The 15,582-nt window shown below is 59.9% G+C and carries 14 protein-coding genes; 9 read left to right on the plus strand and 5 right to left on the minus strand.

Going from position 1 to position 15,582, the window contains the following annotated elements:
* Positions 1-8: 8 nt before the first annotated feature.
* Positions 9-911, minus strand: a complete 903-nt coding sequence (locus tag AD665_RS14540) for a chemotaxis protein CheV (protein ID WP_024777548.1) — start codon at positions 909-911, stop codon at positions 9-11.
* A gap of 167 nt (positions 912-1,078) precedes the next feature.
* Complete coding sequence (norR, locus tag AD665_RS14545; RefSeq protein WP_024777549.1) at positions 1,079-2,635, minus strand: nitric oxide reductase transcriptional regulator NorR; 1,557 nt, start codon at positions 2,633-2,635, stop codon at positions 1,079-1,081.
* A 150-nt stretch (positions 2,636-2,785) separates the two neighbouring features.
* Between norR and hmpA the strand changes: the two genes are divergently transcribed.
* The 7 genes from hmpA (at position 2,786) to cyoE (ending at position 10,467) form a co-directional block, all read left to right on the plus strand.
* Positions 2,786-3,967, plus strand: coding sequence for an NO-inducible flavohemoprotein (gene hmpA, locus AD665_RS14550; protein ID WP_024777550.1), 1,182 nt, complete (start codon positions 2,786-2,788; stop codon positions 3,965-3,967).
* 335 nt (positions 3,968-4,302) lie between these two features.
* A complete protein-coding gene (locus AD665_RS14555; RefSeq protein WP_024777551.1) occupies positions 4,303-4,812 on the plus strand; it encodes a disulfide bond formation protein B in 510 nt (169 codons plus the stop codon).
* An 808-nt stretch (positions 4,813-5,620) separates the two neighbouring features.
* A complete protein-coding gene (gene cyoA, locus AD665_RS14560; protein ID WP_024777552.1) occupies positions 5,621-6,568 on the plus strand; it encodes a ubiquinol oxidase subunit II in 948 nt (315 codons plus the stop codon).
* Positions 6,569-6,571: 3 nt separating this feature from the next.
* Positions 6,572-8,602 carry a cytochrome o ubiquinol oxidase subunit I gene (gene cyoB, locus AD665_RS14565; RefSeq protein WP_024777553.1) on the plus strand — a complete coding sequence of 677 codons (2,031 nt, stop codon included), beginning with the start codon at positions 6,572-6,574 and terminating at the stop codon, positions 8,600-8,602.
* 3 nt (positions 8,603-8,605) lie between these two features.
* Positions 8,606-9,232: a cytochrome o ubiquinol oxidase subunit III gene (locus AD665_RS14570; RefSeq protein ID WP_024777554.1), complete on the plus strand. Its 627-nt coding sequence runs from the start codon at positions 8,606-8,608 to the stop codon at positions 9,230-9,232.
* A complete protein-coding gene (gene cyoD, locus AD665_RS14575) occupies positions 9,233-9,568 on the plus strand; it encodes a cytochrome o ubiquinol oxidase subunit IV (protein ID WP_024777555.1) in 336 nt (111 codons plus the stop codon). It begins immediately after the preceding gene.
* 11 nt (positions 9,569-9,579) lie between these two features.
* A complete protein-coding gene (gene cyoE / locus AD665_RS14580; protein ID WP_024777556.1) occupies positions 9,580-10,467 on the plus strand; it encodes a heme o synthase in 888 nt (295 codons plus the stop codon).
* A 305-nt stretch (positions 10,468-10,772) separates the two neighbouring features.
* Here the strand turns inward: cyoE and AD665_RS14585 are convergent, their stop codons facing one another.
* From AD665_RS14585 to AD665_RS14595, 3 genes are all read right to left on the minus strand, one after another.
* Positions 10,773-11,477, minus strand: coding sequence for a hypothetical protein (locus AD665_RS14585; RefSeq protein WP_024777557.1), 705 nt, complete (start codon positions 11,475-11,477; stop codon positions 10,773-10,775).
* A 139-nt stretch (positions 11,478-11,616) separates the two neighbouring features.
* Positions 11,617-12,366 (minus strand): DUF72 domain-containing protein, encoded by a 750-nt coding sequence (locus AD665_RS14590; RefSeq protein WP_414860473.1) that lies wholly within the window; start codon positions 12,364-12,366, stop codon positions 11,617-11,619.
* A 90-nt stretch (positions 12,367-12,456) separates the two neighbouring features.
* On the minus strand, positions 12,457-13,365 hold the full coding sequence (locus tag AD665_RS14595) for a LysR family transcriptional regulator (RefSeq protein ID WP_024777559.1): 909 nt from the start codon (positions 13,363-13,365) through the stop codon (positions 12,457-12,459).
* Positions 13,366-13,463: 98 nt separating this feature from the next.
* Between AD665_RS14595 and AD665_RS14600 the strand changes: the two genes are divergently transcribed.
* Both AD665_RS14600 and AD665_RS14605 read left to right on the plus strand, forming a co-directional pair.
* The gene (locus tag AD665_RS14600) at positions 13,464-14,636 is read left to right on the plus strand and encodes an aspartate aminotransferase family protein (RefSeq protein WP_053192554.1); all 1,173 of its coding nucleotides are present in this window, start codon (positions 13,464-13,466) and stop codon (positions 14,634-14,636) included.
* A gap of 122 nt (positions 14,637-14,758) precedes the next feature.
* A complete protein-coding gene (locus AD665_RS14605) occupies positions 14,759-15,493 on the plus strand; it encodes a YiaD family glycine zipper/OmpA-like lipoprotein (protein WP_024777561.1) in 735 nt (244 codons plus the stop codon).
* The last annotated feature ends 89 nt before the right edge of the window (positions 15,494-15,582 follow it).

Here is a 15,582-nt window from a genome sequence, read left to right on the forward strand (position 1 = left end):
GGTACAACTCAGTGGCCTTGTTCGGCCACCGCCTTGGCCGCCGTGATCAGGCACTTGGTCAGTTCTGGCGAGGAAAACTTGGTCAGTACTCCGTTGGCGCCGGCCAATCGGGCCTTTTCGCTGTTCATGGCGCTGTCCAGCGAGGTGTGCAGCAACACGTAGAGGTGGGCGAAGTCCGGTGTTTCCCGCAGGGTGCGGGTAAGGGCGTAACCGTCCATCTCCGACATTTCGATGTCGGAGACGATGAGGTTGATCTGCCCGGCTGTGCCTTGCAGGTCCAACAGGCATTCGATGGCTTCCTTGGCGCTGCGGGCGGTATGGCATTGCAGGCCCAGGTTGCGCAGGGTATGCACCGATTGCTGCAACGCCACCTGGCTGTCATCGACCACCAGGATCCGAGCGTTGCCCAGCACTTCGGCGTCTTCCATGCTCAGTTCGGTAGGCGCGGTTTCGATCTGCGCCGGAGCGATGCCGTGGATGACCTTCTCGATGTCCAGTACCTGCACCAGCGTGCCGTCCACCGACGTCACGCCGGTGATAAACGCGCGGTTACCGCCGGAGCCGTAAGGCGGTGGCTTGATGTCGGTGGTCAGGCAGTGGACGATTTTGCTCACCGCCTGCACATGCAGGCCCTGCTTGGAGCGGCTGACATCGGTGACGATCAGGCAGCCGCCATCCGGATCCTCCAATGGCCGCTCGCCAATGGCACGGCTCAGGTCAATCACTGATAACGATGCGCCACGCAGGGTCGCGATGCCTTTCACGTGCGGATGCGACTCCGGCAGTTTGGTCAGTGGCGGGCACGGAATGATCTCACTGACTTTGAGCAGGTTGATTGCCATCAGCTTGCCGCTGCGCAAGGTAAACAGCAGAAGCGAAAGTGAATCTGCGCGGGCTTTGTTAGAAGACATAAAAACCTTCTGTGGAAAAAGGTGGGGCGAACGTGACGATCGCCAAAACAGCTTTTGATATCGGGTTATCGACTTGTTGGGGGCAGGCTTTAGGGTGAAAGCTGTCGACATCCGATTTCCGGGCCAACAACTTATAGATACACAGCCTGTGGCGGTTGAGGGGAGGGCTATTTGAGCCCCAGACGCCGTGCCATCCGCCCCAGGTTCGCCCGATCCAGCCCCAGTTCCCGGGCGGCACTGGCCCAGTTGTGCTGATGTCGTTCCAGGCTGGCGCCGATCAGCCTGCGCTGGAAATCGTCCACGGCTTCGCGCAGGTCGCCCACCACCTGTTCCACCGCCGTTGCAGAGTGGGTAAATGAAGGCTCGGACGTGGCCTCGGCAGCCTGGGGCAAGTCCAGGTCCTGGGCACTGAGGCTGAGGATTTTCGGACGCACCGGGCATCTGCCCAGCGCTTTCAGGGCGCTACGGCCGATCAGGTGTTCCAGTTCACGAACGTTACCCGGCCAGTCGTAGGCCAGTAGAGCGGCCTGGGCGTCGCTGCTCAGACGCAGGCTGTTAAGGCCCATGCGCGAGCGGTTCTGCTCCAGGAAGAAGCCGCTGAGCAACAATACATCCCGGCCGCGATCCCGCAGCGCCGGTACCAGCAAGGGGTACACGCTCAAACGGTGATAGAAGTCGGCCCGATAGCGGCCGTTGCGCACTTCTTCGGCCAAGTCGCGATTGGTCGCGGCGATCAGGCGCACGTCGACCTGGTGTTCCTTGTCCGAGCCCAGGCGCTGCAACTGCCCGCTCTGCAACACTCGCAACAGTTTGGCCTGGACGGTCAGCGACAATTCGCCTACTTCATCGAGGAACAACGTGCCGCCATCGGCCAGCTCGAACTTGCCGCGCCGGTCGCTCGTGGCTCCGGTGAACGCGCCGCGTACATGGCCGAAGAGTTCGCTTTCCACCAAAGTGTCCGGCAGGGCTGCGCAGTTGAGGCTGATCAACGGCTGATCGGCGCGTTTGGAGGCCGCGTGGATGGCCTGGGCGACCAACTCCTTGCCGACGCCGGTTTCCCCGGTGATCAACACGGTCAGGTCGCTGCCGCCCACCAGATTGATCTCTTCCACCAGACGTTTATGGGCCTTGCTCTGGCCGACCATATCGCGGGGTTGCTGGCCGCTGGCCTGGCGATAGAGCTCGGCGCGACGGTGTTCGTCTTCGGCTTTCAAGGCCAGGCGCTCAATGCGTTGGGCGGCGCTGACCGTGGCGGCGGCGAGACTGGCGAAGGCTTGCAGCGCACTGAGGTCGATAGGTTCGAAACGCTCCGGGTCCAGGGAGTCAAGGGTCAGCAGGCCCCAGGGGCGCTCGTCGACGAACAGCGGGCAGCCCATGCAATCGTGAACTTCCAGATGGTCGTCGAGACCTTCGACCAGCCCGTCATAGGGATCGGGCAGGTCGCTGTCGGTGGCGAAACGGGTGGGGTGCGGGTTGGCCAGCAGCGTTTCGAAGCGCGGGTGTTCGCTGACCCGGAAACGCCGGCCCAAGGTGTCGGTGCTCAAACCGTCTACCGCCAACGGCACCAGGCAGTCGCCATCCAGCTGCAACAGTGCCGCCGCGTCGCAGGGCAGCAAGGCGCGCAGGGCTCCGAGCAAGCGGCGATAACGCTCACCCTCAGGCAGTTCGCGAGACAGATCGGCTACCAGCGGCAACAGGGCAGTCAGCAGGGAGGTTGCGGTCATAATGACTCCTAGTAGTCAAAAAGACTATAACGCCAACCGTGTCGTTATGACTACTTTATTTTTAACCTATTGAAAAACAAGAAAAATATTTGTGGCATGGAAACTGATAAGCATGGATATCCGTTTCCGTAACACACGAGGAGTCACCTAATGCTCACCCGGGAAGAACGCGCCATCATTCGCTCCACCGTTCCATTGCTCGAAAGCGGTGGTGAAGCGCTCATTACTCATTTCTATCGCATGATGCTTTCCGAATATCCCCAGGTTCGTCCTTTGTTCAACCAGGCTCACCAGGCCAGCGGCGATCAACCCCGGGCTCTGGCCAACGGCGTATTGATGTACGCGCGGCATATCGACCAGCTCGACCAGTTGGGTGACCTGGTGGCGAAGATCGTCAACAAGCACGTCGCCTTGCAGATCGAGCCACAGCATTACCCGATTGTCGGTTCCTGCTTGTTGCGGGCGATTGCCGAAGTGCTGGGCAACGAGATTGCCACGCCCGAAGTGATTTGCGCCTGGGGCGCTGCCTACAACCAACTGGCCGATATCCTCATCGGCGCCGAAGCCGGCATGTATGACCAGAAAGCCGCTGCCCCGGGTGGTTGGCGGGGCGAGCGGGAGTTCATCCTGGTGGCCAAGGTCCAGGAAAGCTCGGAGATTACCTCGTTCTATTTCGAGCCGGCGGACAAGGGGGCGATTCTGCAGGCCGAACCGGGTCAGTACATCGGCATGAAGCTGTTCCTGGACGGTGAGGAAGTACGCCGCAACTATTCGCTGTCGGCCCTGGCGGACAACGGCCAGTACCGGATCAGCGTCAAGCGTGAGCCGGGCGGACGGGTATCGAACTACCTGCATCATGATTTCCAGATCGGCAGCAGCATTCAGTTGTTCCCGCCGTCAGGAGATTTCTACCTGACCGCCAGTGACAAACCCCTTGTGCTGATCAGCGGTGGTGTCGGCATCACCCCGACCCTGGCGATGCTGCAGGCGGCGCTGCAAACCGAACGCCCCGTGCATTTCATCCACTGCGCACGCAATGGTCGCGCCCATGCCTTCCGTGAGTGGATCGACGATCTGGCCGGGCGGCACCCGCAGCTCAAGCGCTTCTATTGCTATGACGAAGACGACGGCTTGAGTCCGGCGGCCGACCGGATTGGATTGTTGAGCCAGGAGCAACTGGCCAAATGGCTGCCGGAACAGCGTGACCTGGATGCCTATTTCCTTGGACCTAAGGGCTTCATGGCGGCCGTGAAGCGTCATCTCAAGGCCCTGGGTGTGCCGGATGGGCAGAGCCGCTACGAGTTCTTCGGGCCGGCTGCGGCGCTGGAATAAAGGCAAGCGGCAAGCCCGGCAGAACCGGGTTGCCTTCATCGCGAGCAGGCTCGCTCCCACATTGGATTCGGGGTGCACGCAGCATTTGCATGCACCATCGGACCCTGTGGGAGCGAGCCTGCTCGCGAAGGGGCCGGTAATGCGTTGCACTTACTCAACTGACCCTTCGCCCGCTCAAAGTTAATCCGCATTTAACCTTTCTTCTGTTTATTCCCCCTCAAAGTTGGCGCAGCCGCTCGTTCGCCGTCATGGCCAACGTGTAGACTCCGACCATCCGACGGCGCGCCGAGTGTCGCAAGGCTGCGCGTCGATCCATGCATCCAAAGGAAAACGCAATGAGTGAGGAAATGATGCGGTTGGGCCGCGAGCGTCGCTATCTGGTGCTGCTGGGATTGATCTGCCTGGCGCTGATCGGTGGAGCGCTGTACATGCAGGTGGCCCTCGGTGAAGCACCGTGCCCGCTGTGCATCCTGCAACGTTATGCGCTGTTGCTGATCGCGATCTTCGCCTTCATCGGCGCGGCCATGCGCACCCGTCGCAGCCTGACGATCCTTGAAGGTATTGTGGTGCTCTGCGCCTTGGCCGGTGCTGGAGTGGCGGGGCATCACGTATATACGCAGTTCTTCCCGGCAGTCAGCTGCGGTATCGACGTGCTGCAGCCGATTGTCGACGGTCTGCCTCTGGCGAAGATCTTCCCGCTGGGTTTCCAGGTCGATGGGTTCTGCTCGACCCCGTACCCGCCGATCCTGGGCTTGTCCCTGGCGCAATGGGCGCTGGTGGCCTTCGTACTGATTGTGGTGCTGGTGCCCTTGCTGGTGTCGCGTAACCGCAAGCCCCTTCGCTGAAGCGCCTTGATGGAACGCCTTGATGGAACGCCCCGGTCTCTCTGTTGGAGAACCGGGGCGTTTTGCGTTTCACTCCTCGAAGGGGTCGACCTTGATCCGAGACAAGAATGACCTGCGACACTGTGCGACACGTTGTCACACATTCCCCTGTTCCAGGGGCGTTCGCGGCGTGGATAGGTACCTCCTCTTGCAATAAAAAACACGTTGCTGCTTGCCATGCCTGTCATCTTTGTGGAGTAGGCAGCAGGCATTTTTAACAGCGCAGCGTCACTTGGCGAGCCCCCCGAAAAACGGGCGCTTGCCAAGCATGAAAGCTCAAAGCCTCCCCTTCATGCTGTCTGAATCGGGCGTAGTAGACCTACGTTTTTTGGGGTTCTTGTTGAGAATCAATTTCGATAACATGCCGCACCGTTGCGGTATCGGGAAGAGATTGTTGTCGGTTTGGATAAAAATTATTTCGGGATGAGACATGGTCTCCGGCGCTTCAGCTCACTACAATCGCCCGCACCGAATATCCGACCCGGCTCAAGCTTGAGCACGAGAGGTGGTCGAAGGGCGCCAGCGCCCCATGCGACCCAGGTGTCGGTGCCTTCCAACTACCCGCACCAAATGGAATTGGGCTGTAACCAAGGCCTTTTACCGACGAATTCGAATAAGAACTCACTGCTGGCCCAGGATATGTCGAACAGCGTCTGACGCTCGACGGGCAGCCCTTATTCAAATCCAAGAAAATGCCAACCCTTGGCAGGGTGAAGTGTTGGCGATCAAAACCCAACTGCATTGCGCAAGCTGCTTTAGAGGTCGTGAGATGAGTAAAAACAGGTACCCCCGATTACTAGGCTTGTTGCCGCTGCTCGGCACGTTGCTGCTGGGAGGCTGCAACATGACCTTGCTCGATCCCAAGGGTCAGGTCGGCCTGGATGAACGAAACCTGATCATCACCGCCACGCTGCTGATGTTGCTGGTCGTCGTGCCGGTTATCGTCATGACGTTCCTGTTCGCCTGGAAATACCGCGCATCCAACACCAAGGCCGTGTACACGCCGAAGTGGTCGCACTCCACCAAGATCGAAGCGGCCGTATGGACAATCCCGGTCCTGATCATCATTGCCCTGGGTTATGTCACCTACAAGTCGACCCACGCCCTGGACCCGTACCGTCCGCTGGAATCCGACGTCAAGCCGATCACCATTGAAGTGGTCTCGATGGACTGGAAGTGGCTGTTCATCTATCCGGAACAAGGCATCGCCACCGTCAACAAGATCGTGTTCCCGGCCCACACGCCGATCAACTTCAAGGTCACCTCCGACACCGTGATGAACTCGTTCTTCATTCCGGGCCTGGGCGGCCAGATCTACGCGATGGCGGGCATGCAGACCAAGCTGCACCTGATCGCCAACCAGAACGCCGAACTCGAAGGGATCTCCGCCAACTACAGCGGCGCGGGTTTCACCGGCATGAAGTTCAAAGCAATCGCCACCACTCAGGAAGACTTCGACGCCTGGGTCAACGATGTGAAGAAGGCACCTAAACAGCTTGAAAAAGCTGAATACGAAGCCCTTTCCAAACCGAGCCAGAACAACCCAGTCGAACTCTACTCCGCGGTCACGCCGAACCTGTTCCAGACCATCATCGACAAGTATGAAGGGATGAATCCGGGCAAGCCGATGCACCACGAGAAGAAAGAGCAGGAAGTGGCGCACAACATGGAAGGGATGGACATGAGTTCGCATTCAGCTGCCGGGGCAGAGGAGTAAACGATGTTTGGTAAATTAAGTTGGGAAGCGATCCCGTTCCACGAGCCGATTGTCATGGTGACCCTTGCCATCATCGCGCTCGGTGGTCTGGCGCTGTTCGCCGGGATCACTTACTTCAAGAAGTGGACCTACCTGTGGACCGAGTGGCTGACGTCGGTCGACCACAAGAAAATCGGCGTGATGTACATCATCGTCGCCATGGTCATGCTGCTGCGCGGTTTTGCCGACGCCATCATGATGCGTACCCAGTTGGCCATGGCCACCGAGGGTTCGCCTGGCTACCTGCCACCTGAACACTATGACCAGATCTTCACCGCCCACGGTGTGATCATGATCATCTTCATGGCGATGCCATTCTTCACCGGCCTGATGAACCTTGCAGTGCCGCTGCAGATCGGTGCCCGTGACGTTGCCTTCCCGTTCCTGAACTCCCTGAGTTTCTGGTTGCTGGTATCCGGTGTCGTGCTGATCAACCTTTCCCTGGGTGTTGGTGAATTCGCCAAGACCGGTTGGGTTGCCTATCCGCCGTTGTCGGGGCTGCAATACAGTCCGGGTGTAGGTGTGGATTACTACATCTGGGCGCTACAGCTATCCGGCTTGGGTACGACGCTGACGGGGGTCAACTTCCTGGCCACCGTGCTGAAAATGCGTACCCCGGGCATGAAGTTGATGGACATGCCGATCTTCACCTGGACCTGCACCTGGGCCAACGTACTGATCGTCGCTTCGTTCCCGATCCTGACCGCTACCCTGGCACTGCTGACGCTTGACCGTTACATGGATTTCCACATTTTCACCAATGAACTGGGTGGAAATCCGATGATGTACGTCAACCTGTTCTGGGCCTGGGGTCACCCTGAGGTGTACATCCTCATTCTGCCGGCGTTCGGGATCTTCTCCGAAGTCATCTCGACCTTCTCCGGCAAGAAACTGTTCGGCCATCACTCGATGATCTACGCTTCCGGCGCGATCTCCGTGCTGGGCTTCATGGTCTGGCTGCACCACTTCTTCACCATGGGTTCGGGGGCCAGCGTCAACGCCTTCTTCGGCCTGGCGACGATGCTGATTTCGATCCCGACCGGGGTGAAGCTATTCAACTGGCTGTTCACCATCTATCAGGGGCGCCTGCGTTTCACCAGCCACGTCATGTGGACCCTGGGCTTCATGGTGACCTTCGCCATCGGCGGCATGACCGGCGTACTGCTGGCCATCCCGGGTGCCGACTTCGTTCTGCACAACAGCCTGTTCGTGATCGCGCACTTCCATAACGTGATCATCGGTGGCGCGGTGTTCGGCTACATCGCCGGCTTCGCCTTCTACTTCCCGAAAGCGTTCGGCTTCAAGCTGCACGAAGGCTGGGGCAAGGGCGCGTTCTGGTTCTGGATCACCGGCTTCTTCGTCGCATTCATGCCGCTCTATGTACTGGGCTTCATGGGCATGACGCGTCGCTTGAACACCACCACCAACCCTGAGTGGGTGCCGTACCTGTACGTCGCCATGTTCGGTGCGGTGCTGATCGCCGTCGGTATCGCCTGCCAGCTGATCCAGCTGTACGTCAGCGTGCGTGACCGCAACAAGCCAGAGAACATGTGCGCACACGGCGACCCGTGGGATGCCCATACTCTTGAGTGGTCGACCTCTTCGCCACCGCCGTTCTACAACTTCGCCGTGCTGCCGAAAGCGGACACCATCGACCCGTTCACCGAAGCCAAGGAAAACGGTACTGCGTACCAGCCTGCGGCCAAGTACGCGCCGATCCACATGCCGAACAACACCGCTACCGGTGTGGTCATGGGCGGCCTGTTGACCGTGTTCGGTTTCGCGATGATCTGGCACATCTGGTGGCTCGCCGCTGCCAGCCTGGTCGGCACCGTGGTGTATTTCGCCATCCATGCCGCCCGCGACGATCAGGGCTACATGGTGCCGGTGGATGTCATCGAGCGCATCGAAGCCGAGCAGCACAAACGTCTGGTCGCGGCCGGGAAAGTCCGGGCAACCTCCACCCGTGTTGAAACCTCGTTGGAACAGGCTTAAACCATGTCGAACTTAGTGACCAATGTTGGACACGCCCATGGTCATGACCATGGGCACGATGACCATCACCACGACTCGGGCGAGATGACCGTATTCGGTTTCTGGCTCTACCTGATGACCGACTGCATTCTGTTCGCGTCGATCTTCGCGGCCTATGCGGTGCTGGTAAACAACGTAGCCGGTGGCCCGTCGGGCCACGACATCTTCGAGCTGCCCTACGTACTGGGCGAAACCGCTCTGCTGCTGTTCAGCTCGATCACCTACGGCTTCGCCATGCTGGCGTTGTACAAGGGCAAGAAAACCCAGGTCCTGGGCTGGCTGGCCATGACCTTCCTGTTCGGTGCCGGCTTCATCGGCATGGAGATCAACGAGTTCCACATGTTGATCTCCGAGGGCTTCGGTCCTAACCGCAGTGGCTTCCTGTCCGGGTTCTTCACCCTGGTAGGCACCCACGGTCTGCACGTGACCAGCGGCCTGATCTGGATGGCGATCATGATGTACCAGGTCCAGAAAAATGGCCTGACCGCCACCAACAAGACTCGCCTGAGCTGCCTGAGTCTGTTCTGGCACTTCCTGGACGTGGTGTGGATCTGCGTATTCACCGTTGTTTATCTGATGGGGACCCTGTAAATGGCTAACGCACATTCCCATGATGGTCATGACGCCGGCCACGGCAGCGTCAAGTCCTATGCCATCGGCTTCATCCTGTCGGTGATCCTGACCATCATCCCGTTCGGCCTGGTGATGTACCCATCGCTGCCCAAGAGCCTGACCCTGTGGATCGTCCTGATCTTCGCCGTGGTCCAGGTCCTGGTGCACCTGGTGTACTTCCTGCACCTGGATCGCTCCGCCGCCCAGCGTAGCAACGTGATTGCGTTTGTCTTCGCGGCGTTGGTGATTGTCCTGCTGGTCGGCCTGTCGTTGTGGATCATGTTCAGCATCCACACCAACATGATGGCGCACTGAGGAAAGTCCGGATGTCCTTAAAGCACTTTATCCAAATCACCAAGCCGGGGATCATTTTCGGTAACGTGCTTTCTGTGGCAGGCGGGTTCTTCCTGGCCTCGAAAGGGCATGTCGATCTGGCCATCTTCCTGGCGGCGATGATCGGCACTTCCCTGGTGGTGGCGTCCGGTTGTGTGTTCAACAACTGCATCGACCGTGACATCGACATCAAGATGGAACGCACCAAAAACCGTGCGCTGGTACAGGGTCTGATCCCGGTACAGCTGGCCCTGGCGTTCGCCACGGTGCTGGGCGCAGCCGGTGTTGCGCTGTTGTACCGGGTAGCCAACCCGTTGGCGGCGCTGTTCGCGGTGATCGGTTTTGTCATCTACGTCGGCCTCTACAGCCTGTACCTCAAGCGCAAGTCGGTTCACGGCACGCTGGTGGGCAGTCTGTCGGGGGCGATGCCACCGGTGATCGGCTATGTGGCGGTCAGCAACAGCTTCGACATGGCTGCGCTGACGCTGCTGGTGATGTTCAGCCTGTGGCAGATGCCGCATTCCTATGCCATCGCGATCTTCCGCTTCAACGACTACCTGGCGGCCTCGATTCCGGTGTTGCCAGTCAAGCGCGGCATCCGCGTGGCCAAGAAGCACATCCTGCTTTACATCCTGGCCTTCCTGGTGGCGACCTTGATGCTGACCTTCAGCGGTTACGCCGGCATGAGTTACCTCGCCGTCGCTGCCGCCATGGGCATGTACTGGCTGTACATGGCCTGGACCGGCTACAAGGCGGTGGATGACACGGTCTGGGCACGCAAGCTGTTCGTGTTCTCGATCTTCACCATCACCGCCCTGAGCGTCATGATGTCCCTGGACTTCAAAGTGCCAAGTGAGCTGCTGCTGACCTACGCACCTTAAGCGCCAGATGCCCCACAAAAAGCCCCGCCTTCGAGAGAAGCGCGGGGCTTTTTCTTGGGCGCTGCCCGGGATGGTGATGTTCCTGTGGGAGTGGGCTTGCTCGCGAAGACATCGGCACGTTCGATATCCCTGGTGGCTGACCCGCTGCTATCGCGAAGCAGGCTCGCACAGATATGGGGGGTGGCGCATCACCGGCGAACACTGCAGAACCCATGTGGGAGCGAGCCTGCTCGCGATGGCGGCGGCACATCCACCCTCCATTCAACTGATTCACCGCCTTCGCGAGCAAGCCCGCTCCTACAGGCTTACTGCTGGGCGATGCTGTAGCCGTCAAAGGCCTTTTGCTGTTGCAAGGCGGTGATGATGCTTTTGCGGGTAGCCTGTTGTTCGGTGCCGTCGTTGTCCAGGAACAGGTCGTTTTCCAGTTCGGCCTCGTCCCCTTCGCCGACGAAATTGAAGCCCAGGAATTCGAAGGCTTCACGGTCGATATTCGGCTTGGAACTCGGGGTGCGCAGGGGCAGGGTGACGCTGATGCCATCCTTGCTGATGACAAACACTTGCGCTTCCTTCTTGGCCCGCGAGGCCTTGCCCTTGCCGCCGCTCGGGTTGCTGATGGCCTGGTGGGTCTGGTTCAGCACCTTCAGGGCCAGGCCATAGACCAACTCCTGGAAGGCTGGGTCGTCCTTGTAACTGGAAAGAATCCGGCTGATGGGGAAGCGGCTGCTCAGGTCTTCCAGCGCGGCGAAATCGGCGGCTTCGGCGTCCTTGAGCTGCTTGAGCTGGCCCATCAGTTCGTAGGCTTTGTCATCGTCGAACGCATCGTGAGCCTGGCGGATGGCGCTGCGCAGTTCGCGGATCTGGTCGCTCTCGCGGTTCGACTGGAAGGCATCCAACACCATCTCACTGATGTTTTTGGCCTGGGGCAGATGCTGTGAAAGATTGATGGAGTTTTCGTATTCCGCTTTGGACGACAGGGTGACTACGGATTCAGCGGTATTGGAATCGGACATTGAAATTTCACTACTTCTGTTAGCTGGATAAGACGAGAAAGGCATTGAGCTTTTTTTCGGTCGCCTAATCTATTGGACGCGGGCGGTGTTGTCACGGCTGATCCGGTGGCTGGTCGGCATTTGTTGCAGGCCCAGCCGTTCAGGTGCGCATCAGTGCCTCCAATCGCAACGCGTCGGGCATGGCGGCGCCACTGGCGGTGTTGTCGAAGATGCACCAGGTCGGCGTATCGGGCTCGCGTTTCAACTGCCGGGCGAGTTGCTCCAGCCAGGCGTCTTCGTAGCGGGAATGGTAGATCCGCGGTGAGCCGTGCAGCCGGTAGTAACGTACCCCGGGCCAGCCCTCAGGCTGGTCGCCGCCGGGCAAGGGCGATGGATCGGCGGCTACACGGCCGATGTGTTCATCGTGCAGCAGTGCCGTGACGTGCGCGCCCAGCCAGCTTGGATGTCTGGGCTCAAGCACCGCGTGCCCCTGATAACGGTCCCGCAAGGCTTTGAGAAACGATTCGGCCACCGCCGCTTCGAAGGCCAGTGAAGGTGGTAGCTGGATCAACAGGCAGCCCAGCTTTTCCCCCAACTGCGAACACTGGCCGAGAAACTCATCCACAAGCCCGTCGCAATCGCACAACCGCCGTTCATGGGTGATCTGCTTGGGCACTTTGACCGAGAAGCGAAAATGCGGCGCGACGCTGTCTGCCCATTTGGCATAAGTGGCGGGACGGTGCGGGCGGTAGAACGAACTGTTGATCTCCACGGCCGGTAAGCGGGCGCTGTAGCGTTGCAGGTGGGTGCCGTCCACGGGAAAGGCCGGCCATTGCTCCCGGGGCAACGACCAGCCGGCGCAGCCCAGGTGAAAGTCAGGTGAAGAGTGAGATGGAATCGACAAGGGCAACGACCTGTACCGTCTCTGGTTTCGCTGGGATGTTCTGTAGCCTTCAGAGGCTACTTCTCCAAAAGTAGCCTCTGAAGGCTACTCCTACGTTTAGTCAGCGGATCTCGCCCATTTCTCCAACGCAAATTCCACAAAGCTGCGCAGCTTCGGCAACCGGTAGCGATCCTGGGCGTAGATCAGGTTCATCGGTCGATGGGGCAGTTGATAATCCTGCAACAGTGCCACCAGGTGTCCATCCTTCAGGTCCTGCTCCACCAGCGCATCGGGCAACATCACCACGCCCATGCCGGCCAGGGCCGCGCGGTGCAGGCCCGCAGAACTGTTGATCAGCATCGGTCCGTTCACCGGTACTTTGATTTCGCCGTCCGGGCCGTTGATGGGCCAGTGGTCCTGGGCGAAGCGCCACTCGTCACTGGCGGAATAGGCGAACGACAGGCAGTCATGCCCTTGCAGGTCGGCGGGCTGTTGCGGGATGCCCCGGCGGGCCAGGTAGGCCTTGGACGCGCAGATCGTCAGGGTGTAGTCAATCAAGGGCCGGGCGATCAGTTTCGGATCGGACAGGCCGAGGCGGATGGCGGCATCGAAGCCGTGGTCGAGCAGGTCCAGGCGCTGGTTGGTCAGTACCACGTCGAGTCTGACTTGCGGATAACGCTGGCTGAATTCGGCCAAGGCCGGCGCGAGGCGTTCGGTGCCGAAGGTCAGCGGCGCGGTGATGCGCAAGGTGCCGGTGGGTTCGCCTTGGGTCTGCTCGGCCAGGCGCTCGGAGTCGGCCACCAGCCCCAGGACTTCCAGGCAACGCTGATAATAGGTCGAGCCGAATTCCGTCAGGCGCTGACGACGGGTCGTGCGGTTGATCAGGCGCACTCCCAGGCGTTGCTCCAGTGCCCGAAGGTGATTGCCCACCATGGTGGTGGACATTTCGCACGCCTGGGCCGCCGCGGTCAGGCTCCCGGTTTCTACCACTTTGACGTAAACCGTCATTGCCTGGAACAGATCCATTATCAAGCCTGGCTTCTAAATGATTGAAGTAAAGCAGTGTTTATCCAGCAAGGGTGGCTAACCATACTGGAAAAAACCACTTGATGGAGCTTGATGTCATGACCGCTGCCTGCCTGATGACCACCTACCAACCCCTGGCGCTGAGTTTCACCCACGGGCTGGGGACGCGCCTGTGGGACCAGGACGGACGTGAGTACCTCGATGCGGTGGCCGGCGTGGCGGTGACCAATGTCGGTCACTCCCATCCCCGGTTGGTCGCCGCCATCAGTGAGCAGGCCGGTCTGCTGCTCCACACCTCGAACCTGTACAGCATCGACTGGCAGCAACGGCTGGCGCAGAAGCTCACGCAACTGTCTGGGTTGGAGCGGGTGTTTTTCAATAACTCGGGTGCCGAGGCCAACGAGACTGCCTTGAAGTTGGCGCGTCTCTACGGCTGGCACAAAGGCATTGAGCAGCCTCTGGTGGTGGTCATGGAAAACGCCTTTCATGGACGCACCCTGGGCACCCTGTCCGCCAGCGATGGCCCGGCGGTACGGCTGGGTTTCAACCGGTTGCCGGGGGATTTCATCAAGGTGCCGTTCGGTGATCTCGCCGCGCTGGAAGACATCCGGCAGCTCCACGGCGAACGTATCGTCGCGATACTGGTGGAGCCGATCCAGGGGGAAAGCGGTGTGCAAATGGCGCCACCGGGCTACCTCAAGGCTTTGCGCCAGTTGTGCTCCCGGCGTGCATGGTTGTTGATGCTCGACGAGATCCAGACCGGTATCGGTCGTACCGGCCATTGGTTCGCCTTCCAGCACGAAGGCATCGTGCCGGATGTCATGACCCTGGCCAAAGGGTTGGGCAATGGCGTACCTATCGGCGCATGCCTGGCACGGGGCAAGGCGGCTGAACTGTTCACACCCGGTAGTCATGGCAGCACCTTCGGTGGTAATCCGCTGGCCTGCCGGGTCGGCTGCACGGTACTGGACATCATCGAAGAGCAGGATTTGGTGGACAACGCCAGGCGTCAAGGAGAGCAACTGCTCGGCCGGTTGCGGGCGGAACTGGCGGGCAATCCGAACGTGCTGGCGATTCGTGGCCAGGGATTGATGATTGGCATCGAGCTCAAGCAACCGGTCCGCGACCTGGCGTTGTGCGCCGCCCGGGACCACGGCTTGTTGATCAATGTCACCCGGGGCAAAACCATCCGTTTGTTGCCGCCGCTGACGATTGATGGCCGGGAAATCGAGATGATTGTCCGGGGGGTAAGCCGCAGCCTCAACCAATGATAAAATAGGCCTGAGCGAAACGCAGCGGGACGGAATTTTTAACGTTTGCTGCGTTCCAACGCCAGCCAGAGTCGATTGCCCATGTCCTGGCACATCAGACTGAAAAACCAGGAGCTTGTCCCATGTTCACCTCGCGTCGCTTGATCGTTGTCGCTACCGCTGTGGCCCTGTTGTCCGGCTGCGCGTCGCCTAACCCGTATGACAATCAGGGCCAGGCTTCCACGGATTCTTCAGGGATGAGCAAGACCGCCAAGTACGGCGGCCTCGGAGCCCTGGCCGGGGCACTGGCCGGTGCGGCCATCGATCACAACAATCGTGGCAAGGGCGCGTTGATCGGCGCCGCGGTCGTGGGTGCTTCCGCGGCAGGTTACGGTTACTACGCCGACCAGCAGGAAAAGAAACTGCGGGCCAGCATGGCCAACACCGGTGTTGAAGTGCAGCGCCAGGGCGACCAGATCAAACTGATCATGCCGGGCAATATCACCTTCGCCACCGACTCGGCAAACATCGCATCCAGCTTCTACCAGCCGCTGAACAACCTGGCCAACTCCCTCAAGGAGTTCAACCAGAACCAGATCGAAATCGTCGGCTACACCGACAGCACCGGCAGCCGCCAGCACAACATGGACCTGTCCCAGCGCCGTGCCCAGAGCGTGGCGACCTACCTGACGTCCCAGGGCGTCAGCGGTGCCAACCTGAGTGCCCGTGGTGCCGGTCCGGATAACCCGGTGGCCAGCAACGCCGACGTCAACGGTCGGGCGCAGAACCGTCGTGTCGAAGTCAACCTCAAGGCTATTCCGGGCCAGCAATACCAGGCTCCAGCGCAGCAGGGGCAGACTTACCAGCAGTACCCATGATCGCCTGACGGCACATGAAAACGGGGGGCCATGGAAACATGGCCCCCCGTTTTTTTTGAGGTTATCAGTCCTTCGGCCTGGCACTGCAC

Source organism: Pseudomonas corrugata, from assembly GCF_001269905.1.
Taxonomy (GTDB): Bacteria; Pseudomonadota; Gammaproteobacteria; order Pseudomonadales; family Pseudomonadaceae; genus Aquipseudomonas; species Aquipseudomonas corrugata.